The sequence below is a fragment of the Hymenobacter volaticus genome, from assembly GCF_022921055.1.
Taxonomy (GTDB): Bacteria; Bacteroidota; Bacteroidia; order Cytophagales; family Hymenobacteraceae; genus Hymenobacter; species Hymenobacter volaticus.
Genome location: NZ_CP095061.1, coordinates 3703976 through 3728163, shown reverse-complemented (window position 1 = coordinate 3728163; position 24188 = coordinate 3703976). Strand labels below are relative to the sequence as shown.

General features: G+C 52.9%; 17 protein-coding genes, 2 tRNA genes and 3 rRNA genes. 16 read left to right on the top strand and 6 right to left on the bottom strand.

Annotated features, from left to right (window positions below; all coding sequences use genetic code 11):
- The first annotated feature begins 434 nt into the window (after window positions 1-434).
- The 10 genes from MUN86_RS16190 to MUN86_RS16145 all read left to right on the top strand — a co-directional run bounded on the left by MUN86_RS16190 (window position 435) and on the right by MUN86_RS16145 (window position 11215).
- Window positions 435-1945: ribosomal RNA gene (locus MUN86_RS16190) — 16S ribosomal RNA — on the top strand.
- A gap of 127 nt (window positions 1946-2072) precedes the next feature.
- Window positions 2073-2146, top strand: a tRNA-Ile gene (locus tag MUN86_RS16185).
- A 36-nt stretch (window positions 2147-2182) separates the two neighbouring features.
- A tRNA-Ala gene (locus tag MUN86_RS16180) sits at window positions 2183-2256 on the top strand.
- Window positions 2257-2457: 201 nt separating this feature from the next.
- Window positions 2458-5368 (top strand): 23S ribosomal RNA (locus MUN86_RS16175).
- 99 nt (window positions 5369-5467) lie between these two features.
- A 5S ribosomal RNA gene (gene rrf / locus MUN86_RS16170) occupies window positions 5468-5579 on the top strand.
- The 16S, 23S and 5S rRNA genes sit together here with 2 tRNA genes alongside, the layout of an rRNA operon.
- A gap of 243 nt (window positions 5580-5822) precedes the next feature.
- A complete protein-coding gene (locus MUN86_RS16165) occupies window positions 5823-7877 on the top strand; it encodes a BatA domain-containing protein (RefSeq protein ID WP_245119098.1) in 2055 nt (684 codons plus the stop codon).
- Between the two features lie 54 nt (window positions 7878-7931).
- Complete coding sequence (locus MUN86_RS16160) at window positions 7932-8459, top strand: DUF4199 domain-containing protein (RefSeq protein ID WP_245119097.1); 528 nt, start codon at window positions 7932-7934, stop codon at window positions 8457-8459.
- 48 nt (window positions 8460-8507) lie between these two features.
- Window positions 8508-9032 (top strand): DUF4199 domain-containing protein, encoded by a 525-nt coding sequence (locus MUN86_RS16155; protein WP_245119096.1) that lies wholly within the window; start codon window positions 8508-8510, stop codon window positions 9030-9032.
- 28 nt (window positions 9033-9060) lie between these two features.
- Window positions 9061-10029, top strand: coding sequence for a glycosyltransferase family 2 protein (locus tag MUN86_RS16150; RefSeq protein WP_311181715.1), 969 nt, complete (start codon window positions 9061-9063; stop codon window positions 10027-10029).
- Window positions 10030-10087: 58 nt separating this feature from the next.
- Entirely contained in the window at window positions 10088-11215 is a 1128-nt protein-coding gene (locus MUN86_RS16145; RefSeq protein ID WP_245119094.1) for a glycosyltransferase, read from the top strand.
- 80 nt (window positions 11216-11295) lie between these two features.
- Here MUN86_RS16145 and MUN86_RS16140 read toward each other — a convergent pair whose 3' ends face one another.
- The 3 genes from MUN86_RS16140 to purB form a co-directional block, all read right to left on the bottom strand.
- Window positions 11296-11760 carry a glycosyltransferase family 9 protein gene (locus MUN86_RS16140; protein WP_280640646.1) on the bottom strand — a complete coding sequence of 155 codons (465 nt, stop codon included), beginning with the start codon at window positions 11758-11760 and terminating at the stop codon, window positions 11296-11298.
- Window positions 11757-12392 carry a glycosyltransferase family 9 protein gene (locus MUN86_RS16135; RefSeq protein WP_245119093.1) on the bottom strand — a complete coding sequence of 212 codons (636 nt, stop codon included), beginning with the start codon at window positions 12390-12392 and terminating at the stop codon, window positions 11757-11759. The genes MUN86_RS16140 and MUN86_RS16135 overlap by 4 nt, the downstream gene beginning before the upstream one ends.
- Window positions 12393-12665: 273 nt before the next feature.
- Complete coding sequence (purB, locus tag MUN86_RS16130; RefSeq protein ID WP_245119092.1) at window positions 12666-14030, bottom strand: adenylosuccinate lyase; 1365 nt, start codon at window positions 14028-14030, stop codon at window positions 12666-12668.
- Window positions 14031-14190: 160 nt separating this feature from the next.
- Here purB and MUN86_RS16125 point away from each other — a divergent pair, with 160 nt between their 5' ends.
- The gene (locus MUN86_RS16125) at window positions 14191-16350 is read left to right on the top strand and encodes a transglycosylase domain-containing protein (protein WP_245119091.1); all 2160 of its coding nucleotides are present in this window, start codon (window positions 14191-14193) and stop codon (window positions 16348-16350) included.
- Between the two features lie 168 nt (window positions 16351-16518).
- On the opposite strand, the gene MUN86_RS16120 is transcribed toward MUN86_RS16125, so the two are convergent.
- Together MUN86_RS16120 and MUN86_RS16115 are read right to left on the bottom strand one after the other, a co-directional pair.
- Window positions 16519-17448, bottom strand: coding sequence for a TerC family protein (locus MUN86_RS16120; protein WP_245119090.1), 930 nt, complete (start codon window positions 17446-17448; stop codon window positions 16519-16521).
- Between the two features lie 63 nt (window positions 17449-17511).
- Window positions 17512-18300: a polyprenol monophosphomannose synthase gene (locus MUN86_RS16115; protein ID WP_245119089.1), complete on the bottom strand. Its 789-nt coding sequence runs from the start codon at window positions 18298-18300 to the stop codon at window positions 17512-17514.
- A 438-nt stretch (window positions 18301-18738) separates the two neighbouring features.
- Here MUN86_RS16115 and MUN86_RS16110 point away from each other — a divergent pair, with 438 nt between their 5' ends.
- Genes MUN86_RS16110 through MUN86_RS16095 form a run of 4 tightly spaced genes read left to right on the top strand, consistent with a single transcriptional unit; the run spans window position 18739 to window position 21859 of the window.
- Window positions 18739-19263, top strand: a complete 525-nt coding sequence (locus MUN86_RS16110; RefSeq protein WP_245125764.1) for an RNA polymerase sigma factor — start codon at window positions 18739-18741, stop codon at window positions 19261-19263.
- 10 nt (window positions 19264-19273) lie between these two features.
- Window positions 19274-20191 (top strand): HEAT repeat domain-containing protein, encoded by a 918-nt coding sequence (locus tag MUN86_RS16105; protein ID WP_280640528.1) that lies wholly within the window; start codon window positions 19274-19276, stop codon window positions 20189-20191.
- Window positions 20139-21008, top strand: coding sequence for a DUF4097 family beta strand repeat-containing protein (locus MUN86_RS16100; RefSeq protein WP_245119087.1), 870 nt, complete (start codon window positions 20139-20141; stop codon window positions 21006-21008). Before MUN86_RS16105 ends, MUN86_RS16100 begins: the two co-directional genes overlap by 53 nt.
- The gene (locus tag MUN86_RS16095; protein WP_245119086.1) at window positions 21005-21859 is read left to right on the top strand and encodes a DUF4097 family beta strand repeat-containing protein; all 855 of its coding nucleotides are present in this window, start codon (window positions 21005-21007) and stop codon (window positions 21857-21859) included. Before MUN86_RS16100 ends, MUN86_RS16095 begins: the two co-directional genes overlap by 4 nt.
- 96 nt (window positions 21860-21955) lie before the next feature.
- Here MUN86_RS16095 and hemG read toward each other — a convergent pair whose 3' ends face one another.
- The gene (hemG, locus tag MUN86_RS16090; RefSeq protein WP_245119085.1) at window positions 21956-23323 is read right to left on the bottom strand and encodes a protoporphyrinogen oxidase; all 1368 of its coding nucleotides are present in this window, start codon (window positions 23321-23323) and stop codon (window positions 21956-21958) included.
- Between the two features lie 145 nt (window positions 23324-23468).
- Between hemG and MUN86_RS16085 the strand changes: the two genes are divergently transcribed.
- Window positions 23469-24011, top strand: coding sequence for a D-glycero-alpha-D-manno-heptose-1,7-bisphosphate 7-phosphatase (locus tag MUN86_RS16085; RefSeq protein ID WP_245119084.1), 543 nt, complete (start codon window positions 23469-23471; stop codon window positions 24009-24011).
- The last annotated feature ends 177 nt before the right edge of the window (window positions 24012-24188 follow it).

The following is a 24188-nucleotide window of genomic DNA, read 5'->3' as shown; positions in this document are numbered from 1 at the left end:
GAGTAGAGGTTGTTAGTTTGCATCTCCCTCTACAAGGGAACGGCTGTAAAGAAAAATCAATTGATTTTTTGCAACTACCAAAATCAACTATATCTTTGCAACCCGCTTCGAGCAAAGGGGAAGAGAAATGAATGAGCAAGAAAAATAATTTAAAGTTTTCTCTTGCCTTCTATGAAATGGGTAGTATCTTTGCACCCCGCTTCGGCTCACGGGTGGTAGTAGATGACTAACAGTCGTCGCAGCGAACTCTCAGATGGAGAGTTCACATGTTCTTTGAATGGATGGAAAGACAAAAGGAAGGACATTGTTTCTGTTCTGCTTCGGCAGGCAACGCAATGGACTCCGCGTAGAAGACGAGTGACAACAACTCGTTAACACGAGTCGGATCAGCACTCGACATCGTCCCTACTTAGGTAGGGATAAGTAGTACTTATACAATGGAGAGTTTGATCCTGGCTCAGGATGAACGCTAGCGGCAGGCCTAATACATGCAAGTCGAACGGGTGTAGCAATACACTAGTGGCGCACGGGTGCGTAACGCGTAACCAACCTGCCCTTGACTGGGGGATAGCCCGCCGAAAGGCGGATTAATACCGCATACCTCCCGGGCCTGGCATCAGGCGCGGGGAAAGATTTATTGGTCAAGGATGGGGTTGCGTAGCATTAGCTAGATGGCGGGGTAACGGCCCACCATGGCGACGATGCTTAGGGGACCTGAGAGGGTGATCCCCCACACTGGCACTGAGATACGGGCCAGACTCCTACGGGAGGCAGCAGTAGGGAATATTGGGCAATGGGCGAGAGCCTGACCCAGCCATGCCGCGTGCCGGATGAAGGCCTTCTGGGTTGTAAACGGCTTTTCTCAGGGAAGAAAACGACCATGCGTGGTACACTGACGGTACCTGAGGAATAAGCACCGGCTAACTCCGTGCCAGCAGCCGCGGTAATACGGAGGGTGCAAGCGTTGTCCGGATTTATTGGGTTTAAAGGGTGCGTAGGTGGCTTGTTAAGTCCGGGGTGAAAGCCCACAGCTCAACTGTGGAACTGCCCTGGATACTGGCGAGCTTGAGTCCAGACGAGGTTGGCGGAATGGATGCTGTAGCGGTGAAATGCATAGATAGCATCCAGAACCCCGATTGCGTAGGCAGCTGACTAGGCTGGTACTGACACTGAGGCACGAAAGCGTGGGGAGCGAACAGGATTAGATACCCTGGTAGTCCACGCCGTAAACGATGGATACTCGCTGGTGGCGATACAGTGTCACTGGCTTAGCGAAAGCGGTAAGTATCCCACCTGGGGAGTACGCTCGCAAGAGTGAAACTCAAAGGAATTGACGGGGCCCGCACAAGTGGTGGAGCATGTGGTTTAATTCGATGATACGCGAGGAACCTTACCTAGGCTAGAATGCGCGTGACCGGTTCAGAGATGAGCCTTTCCTTCGGGACACAAAGCAAGGTGCTGCATGGCCGTCGTCAGCTCGTGCCGTGAGGTGTTGGGTTAAGTCCCGCAACGAGCGCAACCCCTACATTTAGTTGCCAGCGGATTATGCCGGGGACTCTAGATGGACTGCCTGCGCAAGCAGTGAGGAAGGCGGGGACGACGTCAGGTCATCATGGCCCTTACGCCTAGGGCTACACACGTGCTACAATGGACGGTACAGAGGGTCGCTACACAGTGATGTGATGCCAATCTCAGAAAGCCGTTCTCAGTTCGGATCGAAGTCTGCAACTCGACTTCGTGAAGCTGGAATCACTAGTAATCGCGTATCAGCAATGACGCGGTGAATACGTTCCCGGGCCTTGTACACACCGCCCGTCAAGCCATGGAAGTCTGGTAGACCTGAAGCTGGTGCTCGTCACAGAAGCCAGTTAGGGTAGAACAGGTAACTGGGGCTAAGTCGTAACAAGGTAGCCGTACCGGAAGGTGCGGCTGGATCACCTCCTTTCTGGAGCAATCCGACTCGAGAGTAGTTGTAGACGCTCTTCACGCAGAGCCGCTTCTTTTTGTTTTTCCTTCATTCAATGATACTTGCGGGTTAGGGCCTTCTTTTAGGAGAGGCGTTAAGTCGAACAGGGCTTGTAGCTCAGGTGGTTAGAGCGCTACACTGATAATGTAGAGGTCCCTGGTTCGAGTCCAGGCAGGCCCACTGTGACCAGCGGGCGTACTGCTTGGCACACCGGACGGGGGATTAGCTCAGCTGGCTAGAGCACCTGCCTTGCACGCAGGGGGTCAACGGTTCGAATCCGTTATTCTCCACTTCTGCTACCAATCGGGTAGTGAGTGAGTGTACAAACTAAACAGTAGTAGAAGAGGAGACTGTTCTAGTACTGCATTACTCTCAACAGGAGAGTACATGTTCTTTGACGTAAGGTAACAAGAGAGAAAACAAAGTATACTTGGCTACTCGCTTTCGAGCGAGTGGTCAGGAGTCGCTTCCTTTTTTGGAAGGAAGCACAACCAGAAGTAGATAAGGGCACACGGGGGATGCCTAGGCTCTCAGAGGCGACGAAGGACGCGATAAGCTGCGATAAGGCGTGGGGAAGGGCACATACCTGGTGATCCACGCATTTCCGAATGGGGCAACCCCACTGGTTGAAGACCAGTGACCACCTTCCTTGTGAAGGATGGGGCAAACGCAGGGAACTGAAACATCTAAGTACCTGCAGGAACAGAAAATAACAATGATTCCCCAAGTAGTGGCGAGCGAACGGGGACAAGCCCAAACCGGGTTGGTTACGGCCAGCGCGGGGTTGTAGGACTGCAACATCTGATTGTGTGATTTTAGCTGAATGACGTGGGAAAGTCAACCAGAGACGGTGAGAGTCCGGTAAGCGAACTGATCATGCACGGTAGCAGACTCCTGAGTAAGGCGGGACCAGCGAAATCCCGTCTGAATCCGGCGGTACCATCCGCCAAGGCTACATACTCCTGAGAGACCGATAGTGGACTAGTACCGTGAGGGAAAGGTGAAAAGAACCGGGAATACCGGAGTGAAAAGAACCTGAAACCGTGTGCTTACAAGCGGTCAGAGGCCTTACGTGGGCTGATGGCGTGCCTTTTGCATAATGAGCCTACGAGTTACTCCTCTCTGGCAAGGTTAAAAGTCTGAAGACTTGGAGCCGCAGCGAAAGCGAGTCTGAATAGGGCGCAGAGTCAGGGGGGGTAGACGCGAAACTTTGTGATCTACCCATGAGCAGGCTGAAGGTTGGGTAACACCACCTGGAGGGCCGAACCAGTTTCCGTTGAAAAGGATTTGGATGACTTGTGGGTAGGGGTGAAAGGCCAATCAAACTGAGAAATAGCTCGTACTCCCCGAAATGTATTTAGGTACAGCGTCGGCGTTGAGTTACGTGGAGGTAGAGCTACCAATAGGACTAGGGGGTGTCACAGCCTACCGAATCCTGATGAACTCCGAATGCCACGTAATATAGCCGGCAGTGAGGCTTGGGGTGCTAAGGTCCCAGGCCGAGAGGGAAAGAACCCAGACCATCCGCTAAGGTCCCTAAATTCGGACTAAGTTGAACAAAGGAGGTCCACTTGCTTTGACAGCCAGGAGGTTGGCTTGGAAGCAGCCATTCCTTTAAAGAGTGCGTAACAGCTCACTGGTCGAGCGAGAGGGCATCGATAATACGCGGGCATCAAGTCCGGTACCGAAGCGATGGATTTAGTCTTTAGACTAAGTGGTAGGGGAGCATTCTCGTCAGCGGTGAAGGTGACCTGTCAGGGTTGCTGGAGCGGCGAGAAAAGCAAATGTAGGCATGAGTAACGATAAAGGGGGTGAGAAACCCCCTCCCCGATAGACTAAGGTTTCCTGCTCAACGCTAATCGGAGCAGGGTTAGTCGGGACCTAAGGCTAGGCCGAGAGGCTACGTCGATGGACAGCGGGTTGATATTCCCGCACTTATTCTTTGGAGTGATGCAGTGACGCAGGAGTGAAAGTACCGCGAGCGGACGGAAGTGCTCGTTAAAGGGCGTAGGTATTGGTTGAGTAGTTAAGTACGCTCGACTAGCTGAAACCTGATAGTACCTGGCGGCTTCGGCCAACGGGATAGTGTACCTAATCAGACTGTCAAGAAAACCTGCTAAGCGTTTACTGAAGAATAACCCGTACCGCAAACCGACACAGGTAGTCAAGGAGAGCATCCTGAGGGGCTCGAGTGAATCACCGCTAAGGAACTCGGCAAAATGGTCCTGTAACTTCGGGAGAAGGGACGCTTCCTCCTAGCAATAGGAGAAGCCGCAGTGAAAAGGCCCAGGCGACTGTTTAACAAAAACACATGACTTTGCGAACGCGCAAGCGGAAGTATAAGGTCTGACACCTGCCCGGTGCCGGAAGGTTAAGAGGGGAACTTAGTCGCAAGGCGAAGGTTTGAATCGAAGCCCCGGTAAACGGCGGCCGTAACTATAACGGTCCTAAGGTAGCGAAATTCCTTGTCGGGTAAGTTCCGACCTGCACGAATGGTGTAACGATCTGGGCGCTGTCTCAGCGGTGAGCTCGGTGAAATTGTAGTCTCGGTGAAGATGCCGAGTACCCGCCACGGGACGGAAAGACCCCGTGCACCTTTACTATAGGTTGACATTGACGCTGGACAACACATGTGTAGCATAGGTGGGAGACGTTGAGCCAGGGCCGCTAGGTCTTGGGGAGTCGCCGTTGAAATACCACCCTTGTGTTGTTTGGTGCCTAATCTGGAATACGGAAACAGTGTCTGCTGGGTAGTTTGACTGGGGTGGTCGCCTCCAAAAGCGTATCGGAGGCTTTCAAAGGTCCGCTCAGTCCGCTTGGTAACCGGACGTAGAGCGCAATAGCAGAAGCGGGCTTGACTGTGAGGCCCACAAGCCGAGCAGGGTCGAAAGACGGATATAGTGATCCGGTGGTTCCGCATGGAAGGGCCATCGCTCAAAGGATAAAAGGTACGCCGGGGATAACAGGCTGATCTCCCCCAAGAGCTCATATCGACGGGGAGGTTTGGCACCTCGATGTCGGCTCGTCACGTCCTGGGGCTGGAGAAGGTCCCAAGGGTTCGGCTGTTCGCCGATTAAAGTGGCACGCGAGCTGGGTTCAGAACGTCGTGAGACAGTTCGGTCCCTATCTGTGGTGGGCGTTGGAGATTTGACAGGACCTGACTTTAGTACGAGAGGACCGAGTTGGACGAGCCGCTCGTGTACCGGTTGTGGCGCCAGCTGCAGCGCCGGGTAGCGACGCTCGGATGAGATAAGCGCTGAAAGCATCTAAGTGCGAAACTCACCTGAAGATGAGATCTCCGATATAGGAAGAGTCGTGGGAGATGACCACGTGGATAGGCGGGAAGTGTAGAGGCCGGAATGCCACAGCTGACCCGTACTAATGACTCGAACGCTTCTAGCAGTACAGACTCCTTACATGGGGTACTTTTTTTCTCTCTTGTCCTTGTGTCAATGATATAGGCCGGTTGTCGAGTTTCGTAAGGGACGACCGGTTGCCAGTAATGGTGGCTTTAGCCCGGGTGTTCACCTCTTCCCATTCCGAACAGAGTCGTTAAGCCCCGGAGCGCCTATGGTACTGCCTTCATCGGTGGGAGAGTCGGTCGCCGCCAACCTTACTTAGTAGAGTGCTTGTCCGCCCCTCCGGCCCGTGCCGTCGAGGGGCGGTTTGCGTTTAGCCTAGCCTAATGCGAGCCATTGGTACTAAGCGTAAATCTGACATGCGTTGCAAAAGTTTGTTTGTCGAAGTTAACTGACTATTTCAACTATGTTTAGAAGAAATAGTAAGCATTTTTAATGATGGAGGAGCGTTTTGATGATGAATATTGTGTCTATTTACACAAACTCATGCGTTTCATATGGCTATAGCGTATCCATGGTTCTTATTGGGATTAATTTCTTTAGTGGTTCCAATAGCGATTCACCTCTTTGAGCTTCGTCGGCCTAAGCGAGTGCTGTTCACTAATGTTGGCTTTATAAGAGAGGTAAAATTAGTAACTGCACGTCAGCGTAAGCTCAAGCACTTGTTGGTGCTAGTAGCCAGAATCGGTTTTTTGACCTTTTTGGTCTTCATGTTCGTCCAGCCTTATATACCAGCTCCTGTAGAAAGCAATAACGCTCAAACTCAGGTGGGTGTGGTAGTTGATACTTCTCCTAGTATGCAAGCAGGATTGAGTGATGACCAATCTTTGTTTGAACAAGCTGTTAAACAAGCAAGAGAACTGCCTGCTGCTTATCCAGCTACTACAAATTTTGTAATGCCTACTGTTACTCAGTCATTATCTACTGCTGCTTATCAAGTAGTAATTGACAAGTTGCGGGTGTCAGGACAAGAAAATACGGCAGCGAGCAACTTGCTAAGATTGCAAAGAGGTAAGGGAACCGAGCAAGCTTTCATCTTTTCTGATTTCCAGAAAAACAGTTTCTCGATAAAGGCTCTGAACGCACTAGATTCTACGCAACAGGTATTTCTGGTGCCAGTAGGAGGTAAAGAGGTACAGAATGCTTTTGTTGACAGTGTTTGGTCAGATGATGCATTTATTAGGAGCAACACTGACCTATTGCTGAATATTCGCTTGAGAAATGGGGGTAATAAGGCTGTGGAAAATTGCCAAGCCAAGCTATATATAGGGGAGAAACAGGCAGCTGTATTCAGGGTAATCGTGCCAGTTGATAAACCAGTAACAACTACAGTGCGCGTGCGGGTAGAGGGGGAGCAATTAACTCAATGCAGAATTGAGCTGGAGGATTATCCTGTTGTGTTCGATAATAAATTTTATTTTACACTACAGCCTTCACCTAAGATTAAGATACTCGACGTAGCAACAGGAGCTACTGCTACACGTCAGCTGTATGCTAATGAGCCCTTGTTTTCATATGGAGCTGCAAAGCCAGGTAGTTCAGATTATCGCCAGGTAGAAGAAGCAAACTTGATTGTGTTGCAAGGGCAAGAGCGAATCGACGTTGGGTTGCGGGAAAGCTTGAAGCGGGTGGTGCAGAGAGGTGGCTCGGTGGTAATAGTCCCACCTAGTGGGGTTGCTGGCCGTGCTTCTTATGACCAATTATTTGAAGAATTTGGCATTGGGCCTGTGCAATGGGAGAAAGCTGGACTGGCGCCTGCACTTCGTGAAGTGGCAGTGCCCAGCGCTCAAAGTCCTTTTTTCAAGGACGTGTTCGGTGCACAAAACCGCCAACCAGTTATGCCAAAAGCTAGTCCAGTTTTGAGTTGGTCACGTTCGGGGGCTGACATTATGCGAATGCGTGATGGAGATGGTTTCTTAGGCAGCTATTCTAGTGGTAAGGGCACTGTATATCTATTCTCAGCGCCATTCGATAACGCTTACTCCGATTTCACCCAGCATGCTTTGTTTGTGCCAGTAATGTACCGGCTTGCTATGCAAAGTTACCAACGGCAGCAGCAGCCGGCTTATCGGTTAAACCAAGGTACAATTGCTTTGAACGTAGCTGAAGCAACTGCAACAGCTAAGGAATCGGAGCAGGTGTTTAAGCTAAGCAAGGATAGTTCAACGTTCATTCCAAGCCAACGCTTACAAGCAGGTGTGCTACGGTTCGATGTGCCTGCTGAAATGCGGGAGCCTGGATTTTACAACTTGACAAGCAACAACCGAGTAGTTGCTACAGTTGCCTTCAACTTCGACAAGCGAGAGTCAGAACTAGCAGCTTACTCAGCTGATGAATTACGGCAACTGGTTGGAGCCAATCACCCTAATATACATGTCTATGATGCCAGCACCGGTGAGTCGGTTGCGGCAAAGTACCGGGCCGAACGCGTTGGTACTCCGCTTTGGCAATATTGCTTGTGGGCGGCCTTAGTCTGCTTGCTAGCGGAGGTGCTATTACTTCGCTTTTTTCGCCAGCCAAGAGCTGTGGAAGCAACAGCAGTGGCAGCTTAACAACACTGAGTAAGCGAAGTCCTCGTATCTTGCCGCCTCATTAGTCTTGATAGTTTGGAAACTTCTGTTTCGCCGGAAAAACCTGTTTTGAGAACCGCGTTGGTTTATGGAGTTGGCGCAGGTGTAATATGTGCTCTTTGGATAGTGGGCCTGTATTGGGCTGGCAATAACCCTTATGGCCCCAAACGCCTAATGGCTATTTTTGTGCCTCCAATAGCAGTGTTACTAGGTCAGTGGAAACTGCGGCAGTATTATAAACCTGACGGACCTGGCCTTTTACGGTCGGTAGGCACCGGGTTGTTGATTACATTTTTTGCATCAGTAGTGTCAGGTGCTAGCGTGTATACATTTGCACGCAGCACTGGACCCGAGCCTATAGCTCGCCATTTAGCAGAGATGCGGCATTTGCTAGAACAGGCCAAGCCTATGTTCTTAAAGGAAAAAAGTGGCCGCAAGCAATACGAACAGGCTTACCGAAACTTAGCTTTCTCGGCTCAAGATCTAGCCACTGATGATTATGTGCGGAAGTTTCTAGTTGGGCTACTGATAAGTATTCCAGGCGGGATTTTTTTGCGGAAGTAGAGAGCTAATGCGTATTTTTCTTGCAGGAAACCACATAACAACCTGAAGATGGAAAATACTGCTACTCGTGTTTCGACCAGTGCCGTTGCCATTCGCTATGGCATTCTTACTGGGCTTGTGTCCGTTATTATTTCGTTTGTGTTGAACATGACGGGATTGGAGCAGAGCCCAGCAAAATGGCTGACTACTGTGGTGCTTATAGTCGGTATCGTGTTGGCACATAATTTTTTCAAGCAGCAGAACGGTGGCTTTCTAGCGTACGGACAAGGTCTAGGTATTGGTGCCATTCTTTCCTCGATAGTTGGGGTGATAGGGGCCATCTTCACGTACGTTTACATTAATTTCATCGATACTGGCTTTACTGCACGCCTGCTTGAGAAGGCTCGCACCGACATGGAGACGCAAGGCAAAATGACGGATGCACAGATTGATCAAGCCATGGCATGGACTGCCAAGTTTATGACCGGTTCTATGCTGGTCGCTATAGTAGTACTTGCGACTGTTTTGACGGGCTTTCTAGCCTCGTTAGTTATCTCAGCTGTTACTAAAAACCCTCGCCCCGAGTTTGAGTAAGCGCCTTCCGCATTCGTTTCCAGTTGAATTGTCTATCGTTATCCCCTTGCTCAACGAGGCCGAGTCCTTGCCAGAGCTAACAAGTTGGATTCGCAGAGTGCTAGCGCAGCACGGGCTAACGTACGAGGTTATTCTAGTTGATGATGGCTCGACCGACAATTCCTGGGAGGTGATTGAGGAACTGGCAGAAACAGACACGCATGTGCGAGGTATCCGCTTCAACCGCAATTATGGCAAGTCGGCTGCTTTAAATGTAGGGTTCCGCGAGACAATCGGACGGGTGGTATGCACCATGGATGCCGACTTGCAGGACTCGCCAGAAGAACTGCCAGAGCTGTACCGGATGATAACCAAAGATGGATTCGATTTGGTGAGTGGCTGGAAGCAAAAGCGCTACGACCCTCTCTCGAAGACCATTCCTACCAAGCTGTTTAATGGCGTAACTCGGTGGATTTCGGGTATTCAACTGCACGATTTCAATTGCGGTTTGAAAGCGTATAACCAACGGGTAGTGAAAAGCATCGAGGTATACGGCGAAATGCACCGCTACATTCCGGTGATTGCAAAATGGTCCGGCTTCCGCAAGATTGGGGAGAAGGTGGTACAACACCAAGAGCGGAAATACGGAGTCACTAAGTTTGGGCTGGAACGTTTCGTGTACGGCTTTTTGGACTTGCTGAGCATTACGTTTGTGAGCCGGTTCCGGCGGCGGCCGATGCACTTCTTCGGAACAATGGGAACGTTGTCGTTTGTGCTTGGAATGTTGATTACGCTGTGGTTGGTGGGGGAGAAAGTGTATCTGGCTTTTCACAACCTGAAGGCACGCAACGTAACCGACCAACCGCTGTTTTTTCTGGCGTTAGTAGCCGTTATAATTGGGGTGTTGCTCTTTCTGACTGGTTTCCTAGCAGAATTGATTCAGCTGAATGGGCCTAACCGTAACGACTACTTAGTACGCGACCGGGTAAATTCCATCCATTCGCCATCATCCTATTAAAAGTTGGCGCCGCATTATTTGCCGGGCGCTTGCTCGATAGTTGCTACCTGTTAGTTAAATGAAAGTTGTCATCATTGGGCCGGCATATCCACTGCGTGGCGGCCTTGCTACCTACAACGAACGGTTGGCACGGGCTTTTCGCGAAGTAGGCGACGAAGTAAAGCTGGTGACGTTTTCGCTTCAATATCCTGATTTCCTATTTCCTGGTCAGACGCAGTTCAGTACCGAAGCGGGGCCATCTGATTTGACTATTGAAGTCAGTATTAACTCTGTAAATCCGTGGACTTGGTGGCAGGTAGGGGAGAAGCTTCGCCGAGAAAAGCCTGACTTAGTGGTATTCCGGTTTTGGCTGCCAGTTATGGGGCCGGCTTTGGGTAGCATTGCGCGGCTCATTCGCAGGAACCGGCATACCCGAATTGTGGCCATTACGGATAACGTAATTCCCCATGAGAAGCGCCCCGGCGACCGGCCTTTCACTCGGTACTTTCTTTCGGCCTGCCACGGGTTTGTAACCATGAGCCGAGCAGTATTAGCCGACTTACGGCGTTTGCATTTCAACCAGCCCGCCCAATACAAGCCTCATCCACTCTATGATAATTTTGGCCCTCTGAAATCAAAATCGGAGGCCCTCCAGGCTCTTCATCTCGATACTCAGTTCGGGTACTTGCTGTTCTTTGGCTTTATACGAGCCTATAAGGGGTTGGACATCATGCTGGAGGCCTTCGCCGATGCTCGGCTGGCGGCGTTGCCAATCAAGCTGATTATAGCTGGCGAATATTACGAAGACGCCGCACCCTACGAAGCACTAATCAAGCAGTATAATCTGGAAAGCCGTTTAATTCGGGCTACCGACTTCATTCCGAACGAGCGAGTAGTAGATTATTTTTGTGCTGCTGATCTGGTGGTGCAGCCATATAAAAATGCAACGCAAAGTGGCGTGTCTCAAATTGCCTACCACTTTGAGCGGCCGATGCTGGTGACCGATGTGGGCGGACTAGCCGAATTAATTCCGGATGGTAAAGTAGGCTACGTGGTGAAACCTACAGCAAAAGCTATTGCAGATGCACTAGTGGACTTTTACGAACATCACCGCGAAGCCGAGTTTGCAGCCGGCGTACGTGAGCAAAAGAAGTTGTTCTCTTGGAGTGAGATGGTAAAGGCGCTAAAGGAAGTAGCGGAGCTTTGAAGAAGTATGGGCATAGTTCACGTTGCCTGACATCCAGCTTACTGCGTGATAGATAAAGTTTGACGAAGATTGCAGCCTATTTACCCTAATGGCACACTCTTTTGCACTGCCTGGAATACCTTCTCCGCTGGCAACTCTTCCATGCAACTAGTACCGAGCTTGCAGGTGCCGCGGTAGAAGCAGACGCACTCCCGGTCAGGCTGCACAAGTTGCCCCCGTCCATAGAGGTCAAATTCGTAAGGGTTGAAGATGTTGTTCATCAGGATGGTGGGCTTGGCCAGCGCAATACTGATGTGCATCGCCATGGTCACCTGCGTCACGATGCCATCCATCTGGTGCATCAGGTTGATGAATTGCTCTAATGGGAAAGTGCCAGGGTACCGAGCCCTCGTAGCAGCATGCAGACGTTGGTTCCGCTCGTCTTCGGCAGTGCCACCGAGCAACACAGGAGCATAGCCGGCTTGCTGAAGTTGCGTGATTAAAGCTATCCACTTCTCATCTGACCATAAGCGCGTGGTCCATCGGTCGCCACAACCGGTGTTCAGGCCAATGCGGGGGAGCCTTGGGGCAGGATGTTCCAGTTGTAGCCCTTGTCTTCATGGGTGTCGAAAACGTATTCCTCTCCCCGAAACTCGAACCCGCACAGCTCGAAGATTTCTTGCACGTAGGGCTTCTGATTCCCTAAGCTTAATTGGTCGAATACGCCAGTCAAGAACTTATGCTGCGCCAGATCATTGCCAGGCCACGCGACGCCGGCAGGATGTAACGTATAGCCAAACTTATGCGTGGCCCGGATGGTATCGTGCAGGGCGCAGGCTTCCTTGTCTTTGTCAAGGTTGAAAAGCAAATCAAATTCGCGAGCCTGTAGGTGTAGTACCGACGATAAATCCAGCTTCAGAATTTCATCGATTGCACCTTGTGGCAAGATAGCGGGAGTAAGCGTCAGCCAAGTGATTTTAGCAGCCGGATACTCTTGGCGCAGCCGCCGGAGCAGGGGCGTAGTGCGAATTACGTCGCCGATGGCGCCAAGCTTGATAATGAGAATACGCTGTTGAGTGGGTGCATACACCGGACAGCCAGCACACACATAACCCTGCTCTTTATTGGGGCGGCAGGGAACATCGCCACGGAAGTGGCGGCAATCTGGATGGACGGTAGTGCCGTTCAGGTTGGGCATGGAGGCGTGGTTAGGAACCGCGAAGATAAATACCTCACCTGATGTTCAACGCTGCATATTGCCAGGAAACACTGTGCTGAATCTATTTGCCCCAATCCTATGGCTGAAGGTACAGCTAGTACAAACTGTAGCGGCACAACTAGAAGGCTAGCTCGGCTACCAGTCGCTTGGACAGCAAAGCAGCTTGTGTAGTTACCGATAGACGCTAAATAAAAACGAGCCGGCAGCTACTAGCTACCGACTCAAAAGGCTGATTATTAATTAGCTGCTTTCTTAAATGCCCACGTAGTTAGCCGGCGAAATGGCCCGTAATTCCTGCTTCACATCTTCGCTCACGTCCAGTGTTTCGACGAACTCCTTAATGGTACCCTCCGAAATAGCGCCGCCAGTACGCGTAAGGGCCTTGAGGGCATTGTAAGGGTCTGGGTAATTCTCGCGGCGCAGAATGGTTTGGATGGCTTCGGCTACTACGGGCCAGTTAGCATCTAGGTCGCGGCGCAGAATTTCTTCATCCAAGGCTAGTTTGTTGAGGCCACGTTGGAGCGAAGTGAGAGCAATGAGCGTGTGACCAAGTGGTACTCCGAGGTTGCGCAGAACAGTGGAGTCGGTGAGGTCGCGCTGCAAGCGGGAGATAGGCAACTTGGCCGACAGATGTTCCAGCACGGCGTTAGCCAAGCCTAGATTTCCTTCGGCGTTTTCAAAATCAATAGGATTGACTTTGTGCGGCATGGCCGAGGACCCAACCTCACCAGCTTTAACCGTTTGGCGGAAGTAGCCCATAGCAATGTACTGCCACACGTCGCGAGCGAGGGCGATGAGGATGGTGTTGAGACGCTTTACTGCATCGCAGAGAGCAGCAAGGTGGTCGTAGTGCTCGATTTGAGTTGTGGGGAAACTGCGGCTCAAGCCTAAGCGGCCCTCCACAAACTGCTGCGCAAACTGGTGCCAGTCGTGGTGGGGGTAGGCGACGTGGTGGGCGTTAAAGTTGCCGGTAGCCCCACCAAACTTAGCTGCAAACGGCACTTGGCCCAGCAACGCTACTTGCGCATCAAGACGAGCCACAAACACCTGAATTTCTTTGCCTAACCGCGTGGGGGAGGCGGGCTGGCCGTGGGTGCGGGCCAGCATGGGAACCGAGGTCCATTCCGTAGCGCGCTCGGCTAGCTGGTTGCGCACCTGCGCATACGCCGGCAGCAACGCATGAATAAGGGCGTGCTGCAAACTCAGCGGAATGGCCGTGTTGTTGATGTCCTGGGAAGTAAGACCGAAGTGAATAAATTCCAGATAACTTCCTAAGCCAAGCGCTGTGAACCGGTCGCGCAGGAAATATTCCACTGCTTTCACATCGTGATTGGTGACTTTTTCGTGCGCTTTCACGGCCTCGGCATCAGCCAACGAAAAGCTGGTATAAAGGCCGCGTAGCTCACCGAAAAGACTGGGGTCAACTCCTTGCAGCTGGGGCAGTGGCAACTCGCATAGCGCAATAAAATACTCCACTTCCACTAAGACCCGGTACCGAATCAGGGCCAGTTCCGAGAAGTAAGGAGCCAGCGGAGTGGTTTGGCGGCGGTAGCGGCCATCGAGGGGAGAAACAGCAGTTAAGGAGGTAAGCGTAGAGTAGTCAGCGGCAGTAGACATGCAGTGAAGTAGTTGGCCTGAAGGGCCAAAGGTAACGAAAGGGCACGCGCAGCCTCAACGGGCGCGCCCTTTTTCGCTACCTTTGTATTTCGGGCGGTGGCGGGTTTGGCATGAATCTGGCCAGGCACGGCCCGAAATTCTTTCCTCTCTGACTGTTCGCGTGACTCCAGCAACAAAGAAAAAAATAGGTATCGGCCTTGGTATTGTCGCGGCGCTGCTGGCCGTGGGCTTGACAGTTTTCTTGCTAAAGCGCCAGGCGCTGCTGACGTATGCGCTTGCGCAAGTGAAGGTGAAAGTAGAGCGCAAATACCCTGTAACGCTCACCTTAGGCGAAGCCCGCTTCACCAATTTAAAGACCGTTCGCATCGACGGAATGAGCTTGGTACCCAAAGCGAATTCAACCGATACCCTGCTTCAGGCGCGCCAAATGACGGTATCATTGGGTGTGCGGTCGTTGTTTGCGGGCCGCCCCGTGTTCAGCAACCTTGAAATTAGCGATGCGCGCCTCACGGCCCGCAAAACGGCCCGTTCCGACAACTACTCTTTTCTCTATAACAAAAAAGGCGCTAAGCCCGCTGTACCCCGCGACACCACTAAAGGCACCAACTATGCTTTACTGGTCAATCAGTTGCTGGAAGCGAGCTTCGACAACGTGCCGGGTGAAGCTAACTTCAGCAATTTCCTTGTTACGTACACGAGCCCGCGTCACCAAGCTCGTATTGTAATGCCGCAACTTGCCATCGAGGATGGTGATATCAAGGGCGAGCTAACTGCCGTAGTTGACTCGGTGCAAAACCGCGTGGGGGTACAAGGTCACATCGAGCCGGGCGACTACGCCTTGAATGCCGAGGTGTTTGGACTAGGGAAGCGGCATGTTACGCTGCCCTACGTGATGCGGCGCTATGGGGCTAAAGTGCAGTTCGATACGTTGCGTTTCAGCTTAAGCGACAAAGAACTATCGGACGATGAGCTGACGGTGCGAGGCACTGCGTCGGCAGCTAACTTCATTGTAAATCATCCGCGGCTGTCCGACCGTGACGTGCGTTTCCCGCGCGGCGGCATCGATTTCGTAGCCCGGTTGGGCCAAGCATTTGCTGCGCTTGATGAAGGTACCAAGGTAACGCTCAACCGCATGGAATTTTTTCCGGTGATGAGCGTGCGTAAGTTGCCGCTCAACCAGCGCGTGGTAGGAAAGATGGTAAATGGCTTACGCAACCGCCGCGAAACGCTGGCCGGCTTGCAAGTGAAAGCCGACATTGTATCGGCGGAAACGCCAGCCAACACATTCTTTGCGGCATTGCCCGAGAATATGTTCAACACACTCACGGGCATGCAAGGCGAAGGCACCCTTAAGTATCGGATGCACCTCGACCTGGATATGAATCAGCTCGACAGCCTGCAGTTTTCGTCGGGTCTGACGCAGAAAAACTTCCGCATCACCCGGATGGGGCGCGAAGACCTGAACAAACTCAATCAAGAATTCTACTATACTGCCTACAACGACAAGGGGGACTCCATCAAAACTTTTGCGGTGGGACCATCTAACCCCGAGTTTGTGAGTTACGACGAGGTATCCACTTACCTGAAAGCCGCCATCATGACGGCTGAAGACCCGCGTTTTCTTACGCACAGGGGCTTTATGGAAAAGGCTTTTGTGAAGTCGGCAATTCAAAACATCAAGGAAAAGCGCTTTGCCCGGGGTGGCAGCACCATTTCCATGCAGCTGGTAAAGAACGTGTTTCTGACCCGGCAAAAAACGGTAACCCGCAAGATTGAAGAAGCCTTGATTGTGTGGCTGCTGGAAAACACGCGCCTGGTTTCCAAAGAGCGGATGTTCGAGGTATATTTGAACATCATCGAGTGGGGCCCGAAAATCTACGGTGCGAGCGAAGCAGCAGAATTCTATTTCGACAAGTCGCCCAATAATTTGAGCTTATCGGAGAGTTTGTATCTAGCCAGCATTATCCCGCGGCCTAAATATTATCAGCGCTCTTTCAACCAGTATGGCGAAATGCGCAGCAGCGCCCGCTACTTCCACCGGCTTATTGCCAAACTTATGGCAAGCAAAGGTTTGATTTCGCAGGGTGATTATGAGAGTGTTGATTACTCCTTGAACTTCCCCGGCCGGGCTCATAGCTCTATCTTCCGGGCCGTGCGTGATACGGTGCGTGCCACGCAGCCGTCCGATTCTACGGAGTTTGAGCCGCTAAACCTGATTGATTTACTAGGTGGTAGTAAGGCTCCGGATGAAGGAGTCAATACTAATATTCCTACTGATCCGCCCGGCGGCGGTACGCCAAACCCCGCCCCAAAGCCGTAAGCAGGCTCGCGCGTTACAGTCTAGTAGAAGACGCTCCCACTAAAGCACAAGCCTCAATAGAGTGACCTCATCAGTAAACGATGGGCTACACTCTATTGAGGCTTTATATTGTTGTTTAAGCGTGGCAGCCTATACGTTGCACTAAAGTTGCCAACAAGCCTGGCGGGGCTAAGCGGCTTCTTCCTCTTGCTTGGGAAACAGCAAGGAAGCTACCACAGACAGCGCTAGAATAACGCCCACTACGCCCAATGATAGGCCCATAGACATATGGTACACCTCGGAAAGCAGAAGCTTGCTACCAATGAAAATGAGAATGAGCGAGAGACCATAGTGCAGATAGTGGAAAAGGCGCATCAACCCTTCTAGTGCAAAATACAGGGCCCGCAGCCCCAACAGCGCAAAAACGTTGGAGGTGTACACGATAAACGTGTCGCGAGAGACGGCCAAAATAGCCGGGATAGAATCGACAGCAAACACAACGTCGGTGGTTTCCACCATGACTAGCACCACGAGCAAGGGAGTGGCGAAGAGCAGCCCGTCTTTGCGAACGAAGAATTTGCCTTCGTGTAGTTGGCTGGTGATGGGCAGGTGGCGGCTCAGAAACTTAACAACCGGGTTGGAATCGGGGTCAATTTCGGGCTCGCCAGCATTGGTAGCCATCTTGATGCCTGTGTACACTAGAAAGGCACCAAGCACATACAGCAGAAAGCTGAACTTGGCTAGCAAAGCCGCCCCTACCAGAATAAAAATGGCTCGCAGTACCAGCGCCCCCAGAACGCCCCAGAACAGTATTTTGTGCTGGTACTGCGGCGGTACCCGGAAATAGCTGAATATCAGCAGAAAAACAAACAGGTTGTCGACGCTGAGCGACTTCTCAATTAGGTAGCCAGTGAGAAATTCTAGCCCGGCCTGCCGCCCCATGTTGCGGTAGACGAAGTAATTGAAGACCAACGATAGGGCAATCCAGAAGAAGCTCCAACTAAGTGCTTCGCGCATTTTCACGACGTGCGCCTTGCGGTTGAATACCAGCAAATCGAGCAGGAGCATCCCCAGCACAAAGGCGTTGAAGCCGACCCAGAAGAGAGGAGTGTTTTCCATGCGACAGTGGCAAGATACACTTAACCCGCAAAGCGCAAGCGGGACGCCTTGACACTTCTAGCTTTACCGGGTTTCGGACGCCGAGGTTGCGACGGAAGCGGAAACCGGGTTATTGGCCTGCACAGGCTGGAAGCGGCGGAACCAACTGTCAATTTTCATCTTGATGACTCCCCAGAACGCCTCCTTAAAAATGCCTTTACTCATTTTGGAGGTGCCCCGCGTACGGTCAGTGAAGATAATCGGGACCTCCTTGATGCGGAAACCATACTTGTAGGCCAGCCATTTCATCTCGATCTGAAAGGCGTAGCCCACAAAGTGAATCCGGTCGAGCTGGATGGTGCGCAGTACGCGCGCCGTGTAGCACTTGAAGCCGGCCGTAGCATCCATGATGGGCATGCCGGTGATAAAACGCACGTAGGCCGACGCAAACCACGACATCAGCACCCGACCCATCGGCCAGTTCACTACGTTGACGCCTTGGATGTAGCGCGAGCCAATGGCCAAGTCGTGCCCTTGGTGAGCACAGGCGTCGTAGAGCCGTACCAGATCGTCGGGATTGTGCGAAAAGTCGGCGTCCATCTCGAAGATGTACTGGTAGCCGTGCGCCAATGCCCAACGGAAGCCGTGGATATAGGCCGTGCCCAACCCGAGCTTGCCTTTGCGCTCTTCCAGAAACAGGCGGTTGGGAAATTCAGCAGCCAAGCCTCGGACAATAGCCGCCGTGCCATCCGGCGAACTATCATCGATGATAAGCACGTCGAATGCCTTGGACAATGAGAAGACTTTGCGGAGAATCAACTCTACATTTTCTCGCTCATTATAGGTAGGAATCAAGACGAGCCCATCATTCATTGGCCAAAGATAGAAGTTAGATAGGAGTACGAAGACACAAGAAGGCAGACTTTGCGAAGAGGTATAGCGACGAGTTCTGCCCTGTACCTAAAACGCTCAGACACCCAAAGGAAAACCAGATAAAGAAGAGGATAGTTGCGCTTCTCTTATGATACACCTGTCAGCAACTCAGGTTGCAACTTTCGCGAGATTTTAAGTGCAAATTAATAGGCGAGCAGACAGGAAGGGACTCCTTTCAACGAAGCTAGATGAGCTATTATCCTGCTTGGTTGCCTCGTACGGCACTTAAGGCATGATTGCGCTGCAAACTACAATTCAACTCGGAAAAATTAATTGTAGATCGGCTGTAACCTTTCCAAGTTGGGGCGGTGTCCACAATCAAATACCTCAAAAAAACTCAATCTCATCGGGTTGGATTCGCTATCAGACAACGCGCTTATGCTCCGGGTGAAGGCCGGGGAAGTAGACCGGATGGGCTTGCTCTTCGAGCGCTACCACCGCAAGCTATTCGGTTTTCTTTACCATATGCTTGGGCGGGCCGACGCCAGCGAAGACTTGGTACAGAACGTGTTTTACCGCATGCTCAAGTACCGCCACACCTACACGGGGGAGGGCGAGTTTCGGTCTTGGATGTACCACTTGGCCCGCAACGTACTGGCCGACCACGTCAAGAAAAACCGGCACGCTACCCGCCACACCGACGTAGCCGACCTGGCCGAACAAATCAGCGGCGGCACCCATGCCGATGAGCGACTGCAAAAGGAACAGGAAGTAGCTACCCTGCACCGCGCCCTGGAAAAGCTTAGTCCCGAAAACCGCGAGGTATTGGTGCTGAGCCGCTTTCAGGAGTTGAAATACGAGGAAATAGCCCGAGTGCTGGATACCAGCGAAGGCGCCGTGAAAGTCCGCGTGCACCGGGCCATGAACGAGCTAAAGAAAATTTACCTGCGAATCGAGAATTGAAGTGAAGGCCATGAATTGCGAACAAGCTGAAAATAAATTGATCGACTACCTGAACCAGCAGCTACCAGCGGCGGAGCAGGACGCCTTGCGAGCCCACCTGGCGCATTGCCCGGCGTGCCAAGAGGAGCTTGAAACCATGCAGCATATGTGGCACACACTCGGTAGCGTACGGGTGCCAGAGCCAAGCGAAAACGTGCGTCCAGCTTTCTATTCGATGCTGGCCTCCTACAAAGAAGAGCAGGCGGCAACTTCGAAATTCTCGCTGGCTGGTTTGCGGCAGTGGCTGCAAACACTGGTGCTGCCCCGGCCCGTGGTACAGCTGGCGTATAGCCTCTGCCTAGTAGGCGTAGGGCTGGCGGCCGGATGGTGGCTCAACACCCGCAAGGTAACCCCAAGTCCTGACCAGCAACAACTCGCCTCGCTGAGCAAGCAAGTGGAGAAGATGCAGCAGGTGATGCTGCTCACGCTCATCGAAAACCCATCGGCTACGGAGCGGCTACGGGCCGTGAGCTACACCAAGGAGCTGAGCAGTGCCAACCCAAGAGTGGTAGAGGCGCTCCTGAGCACGCTGAACCACGACGAAAACGTGAACGTGCGCCTCGCTACGCTGGAAGCCCTGGCGGCCCTAGCCTACGACCCCGCTGTGCGCCTCGGGCTGGTGCAGGCCCTGCCGCAACAAGAGTCGCCGCTAGTGCAGTCGGCGCTGGCCGATGTGATGGTGCAGTTGCAAGACAAACGCTCGGTGCAGCCGCTGCGCCGCCTCCTGGCTCAACCCGACCTAAACGAGGCCGTGAAAAGCAAAATTCAAGAAAGCCTGAAGTCTTTGTCCGACGGGCAGCCTAGTAAATCTTCCACCTCAACTCCCAAGACCTACCATGAAACGCTCCATCATCCCCGGCCTGATCGGGCTGCTCGTACTATCGTCTAGTGGCCAGTTGTGGGCCCAAAAAAGTGAGTTCAAAGAGAAAATCAGCAAGGAGTTTGCCCTGACGACCGATGCCGGCCGCAACACGCTGGCCTTGTACAACATTGATGGGGCCGTGAGCGTGCAAGGCTATGCTGGCAACAAAGTGGTGATTGAAGTCACGAAAACCATCCGGGCCGATGATGCTCAAACCCTGGAAGTAGGCAAGAAAGAAGCGCAGCTCGATTTCATTCAGCGCAACGACAGCCTAGTAGCCTACATGAAAGCACCGTTCGACTCGCGGCCGAGGCGCAACCAGAACATCAACCACCAAGACATCGACTACCGCTACTCCTTCGACTACGTGGTGAAGGTGCCCTACCAGATGAATCTGCACGTGTCGACCATAAACAACGGGGCTGTGCTGGTGCAGGATGTGGCCGGCAAGATGAACGCCTACAACGTGAACGGGCCCGTGACGTTGCGCAACATAAAAGGCACCACCAAAGCCCGCACCATCAACGGAAACCTGGAGGCCACATACGCCGCCAACCCGCCCGGCCCTTCGTCCTACAACACCATCAACGGGCAGATCAAGGTGACGTATCCAGCCGATTTGTCGGCGGATATCCACTTCAAAGCCATGCACGGAGAGCTATACACTGACTTTCCGAATGCGGAAACGCTGCCCGTGCAAGTCACCCAAAACAAACAAAGTGCCGGCGGCGGCACCCAATACAAACTCACCAAGGATACAGTCCTGCGATTGGGGAAAGGCGGCAAAGATTTTCGCTTTGAAACCATCAACGGCAGCGTAACCATCAAACAGCAACCCAAATGAATACCTCTTATACAGTAACCACCTTGCGCAACCTTATAGGAAGCTTTTGCCTGACGATGTTGCTTGGCGCCGCGGTGCCAGCTACGGCCCAAACCACCAACAAAGAACAAATTGTTGTCGCGCTTAGCAACCCCGGCAAACCCGGCTTGATAAGTGTGAAGCTGGTCGGCGGCTCGATTACCGTGGTAGGCTACAGCGGCAAAGATGTGGTGATTGACGCCACTTCCCGCACCGGCCGCCAGTCCAACCGGAGCGTGCCACCTGCCGCAGCAGGCATGAAACGCATAGAAACCAGCAACAGCTTCGACCTCACCGCCGACGAAAACAACAACGAAGTGTCCATCAAAACCAACTCCTGGAAGAACCCCATCGATTTGGTGATCAAAGTGCCCCAGCGGTTTTCGTTGCAAGTCGGCACGGTGCAGCACGGCGACATCACGGTTGAAAACGTAGCCGGCGAATTGGAAGTCAGCAACGTCAACGGCGCTATTCAGCTAAACCAAGTGTCGGGCTCGGCCGTGGCCAACACGGTGAATGGCGCAATAAAAGCCACGTTCAAAAATGTAACTGCTGGTGCGCCTATGGCCTTTTCTACCGTCAATGGCCAAGTTGATCTTACACTGCCAAGCAGTGCTAAAGCGGGATTGAAGCTGAAATCCGACTACGGTGAAATCTATTCCGACTTCGACCTAGTAACCGAGAAAAGCCCGGCCAAAGTGGCGCGCACCAACCAAGGAGGCATGTCCCGCGTGACCATCGACGACTGGACCTACGGCAAGATCAACGGCGGGGGCGCCGAAATCATGATGAAGACCCTGCACGGCAACATCTACATCCGCAAAGCGAAGTAGAAGCTTCCCTGAAAGCGAAACATCCTCCGGGCTACGAGTGCAAACCGACAACCAGCGGGTTGTTGAAAGCACTCGTAGCCCGGAGGATGTAGTGTTTTAGGCGGAAGGCAATGGCTGCTGCTGAGGCTGCTTACTAACAGCTACTAGCTGCTCCGCAATGGTACGGGCGTGGCGGATACAGTCGGGCACGCCTACGCCGCCGCGCCAGTTAGCCACGCTCCAGATGCCGTGCGCCTGCAAAGCATCCGTAGTGGCGTGGGCTGCTACAATGTGCTGGTCGTACTGCGGAATGGCCTTTTTCCATAAGTACCGGTACTGCCAGATAGGCTGCTTGGCTTTGATGGCATAAAAGCGGCTCAGTTCCTCATGTACCGCCGCTTTTTGCGTGGCCTCCGGTTGCAGAGCGTGCTCTTCGTATTGCGCGCCACCCACAAAAGTCGTGAATAGCACCTGCCCGGCGGGTACCCGGTTGGGGTAGATAGAACTGGTCCAGATGCTGCCCGCGGCGTAAGGGCGCTCCACTTTGGGGTTAAGCGCCCCAAATCCATTGAGCGGATGGCCCACATCCTCGCGGCGGTAGGCGGTATAAACAGCGGCCATCGGCGGATACTTAACTGCCGCCAGCGCCGCCGCGGCCTCCGGAAAGTGCGGTTGCAGCAAAGGGGCAGCCGCAAAAGCCGGCACTGACAGCACTACCGCATCATAAGCAAAGCCGCCATTGGAGCCCGCCGAGGTGTGTACTTGGTAGCGGCCATCGGCGGTGCGGTGTAAGGCTTGCACCCGCTGGCCGGGGTGACGGTGAGTGAGGCGCGCTGCCAACGTATCGGTGAGGTGCTGGATGCCATTGCGCAGCGTAATAATGCGGCGGCGGCCAGCACCACCGCCGGATTTGGCTAAGCCACGTAGCACGGAGCCGTATTGTTGCTCGAGAGCCGCCACTTTGCTAAACGTCTTGTGAACTAGGAGTTGCGCCGGGTCGCCGGCATAGATGCCGGAAATGAACGGATTGACGGCGTAGTCTACAATCTCGGGGCCGAAGCGGCGGCGAAAAAAAGCGGCTACGGTTTCGTTGGGGTCGAGTGGGGCGGCGGGGCGGTTCAGCTCCCGTAGGATGTTGAACTTCGCTTTCCAGCTGAAAAAACCGTTGGTAAGCAGAGCGGGCGGCGAGCTAGGAAGTTGCTGGTAACGGCCGTTGCGCAGCACGTAGCGGTGCTTGCTTACTTCGGCGGCATCCTGAATTTCGTTGGTTAAGCCTAGCTCGGTTATCAATTCCAATAGCTCGTCGCTTAGCTGCAAGGAATTGGGGCCAGTTTCCAACAAATAGCCATCTTGGTGCTGCACTGAGGCTAGGGAGCCACCCGGCGTGGCTTCGGCTTCAAACAAGTCGTAGGCTATGCCGGCTTTCTGCAGCTGCCATGCCAGCGTAAGGCCCGAAATACCGCCGCCTAGGATAGCTATGGTCATGGGGAAGAAGTAAGTGGTGAAACTGCGAGTGCAAAGCTGCACCACATTTTTGTTCGGACAGAGGCTTTCCGTCTTGGAACAAAGAAAACAACCAACTTCGCACTTCGTTTTGGTTTAAAATTCCGCGTTTCACCCACCCATTGCCATGCCTGCAACCAACAAAGCCGTTTTCCTGGACCGAGACGGCGTCTTGAACCATGAAATCGGGGACTATGTGTGGCAGCCTGATAAGTTCGTCGTCATGGAAGGCGTACCCGAAAGTCTGGCGCAGCTTAAGCGGGCGGGTTACTACCTAATCGTCGTCACCAATCAAGCCGGTATTGCCAAAGGGCTTTACACAGCCGCCGACGTGCAGGCGTGTCATGCCAAATTGCAAGCTGTCTGCGGCAATTTGCTGGATGCGCTGTATTTCGCACCAGCCCACCCGAGCGTTTCGGAGTCGCTGCTCCGCAAGCCTGATTCGCTGATGCTGGAGAAAGCGTTGGCTCGCTTTCACCTCGACCCTGCGCAATGCTGGATGGTGGGCGACCGGTACCGGGATATGGAAGCCGGTAAAAAAGCCGGCGTGCACAGCATCCTAGTCGGTGAGGAAGAAACAATAGCCTATCAACCCCGGGTGAAAGATCTGCCAGCGGCTGTGCAGCTAATTCTAAACTCTGTACCTAGCTCGATAATCGGAGCCAGCTAAAGCAACAGGCATTAAGAAGCAGAAAGCCGGCCTCTACAACGAGAGGTCGGCTTTCTGCTTTCGTAACAACGTGCTTGCTACTGCCGCGCTACAGTAGGCTGAGCAACGCTCGCCGTAACCGACGAAGCTACATGCGTAGCGGGTTTGGTGCTGCTGTAAGCAGGGCACTTGGTGGTG

Bases quoted from the DNA above. Each gene is read 5' to 3' on its own strand.
- MUN86_RS16165 (WP_245119098.1), top strand. From the start codon at position 5,823: ATGGCTATAGCGTATCCATGGTTCTTATTGGGATTAATTTCTTTAGTG.
- MUN86_RS16155 (WP_245119096.1), top strand. From the start codon at position 8,508: ATGGAAAATACTGCTACTCGTGTTTCGACCAGTGCCGTTGCCATTCGC.
- MUN86_RS16145 (WP_245119094.1), top strand. From the start codon at position 10,088: ATGAAAGTTGTCATCATTGGGCCGGCATATCCACTGCGTGGCGGCCTT.
- MUN86_RS16135 (WP_245119093.1), bottom strand. From the start codon at position 12,392: ATGCCCAACCTGAACGGCACTACCGTCCATCCAGATTGCCGCCACTTC.
- purB (WP_245119092.1), bottom strand. From the start codon at position 14,030: ATGTCTACTGCCGCTGACTACTCTACGCTTACCTCCTTAACTGCTGTT.
- MUN86_RS16120 (WP_245119090.1), bottom strand. From the start codon at position 17,448: ATGGAAAACACTCCTCTCTTCTGGGTCGGCTTCAACGCCTTTGTGCTG.
- MUN86_RS16115 (WP_245119089.1), bottom strand. From the start codon at position 18,300: ATGAATGATGGGCTCGTCTTGATTCCTACCTATAATGAGCGAGAAAAT.
- MUN86_RS16110 (WP_245125764.1), top strand. From the start codon at position 18,739: ATGCTCCGGGTGAAGGCCGGGGAAGTAGACCGGATGGGCTTGCTCTTC.
- MUN86_RS16105 (WP_280640528.1), top strand. From the start codon at position 19,274: ATGAATTGCGAACAAGCTGAAAATAAATTGATCGACTACCTGAACCAG.
- MUN86_RS16100 (WP_245119087.1), top strand. From the start codon at position 20,139: ATGAAACGCTCCATCATCCCCGGCCTGATCGGGCTGCTCGTACTATCG.
- MUN86_RS16095 (WP_245119086.1), top strand. From the start codon at position 21,005: ATGAATACCTCTTATACAGTAACCACCTTGCGCAACCTTATAGGAAGC.
- hemG (WP_245119085.1), bottom strand. From the start codon at position 23,323: ATGACCATAGCTATCCTAGGCGGCGGTATTTCGGGCCTTACGCTGGCA.
- MUN86_RS16085 (WP_245119084.1), top strand. From the start codon at position 23,469: ATGCCTGCAACCAACAAAGCCGTTTTCCTGGACCGAGACGGCGTCTTG.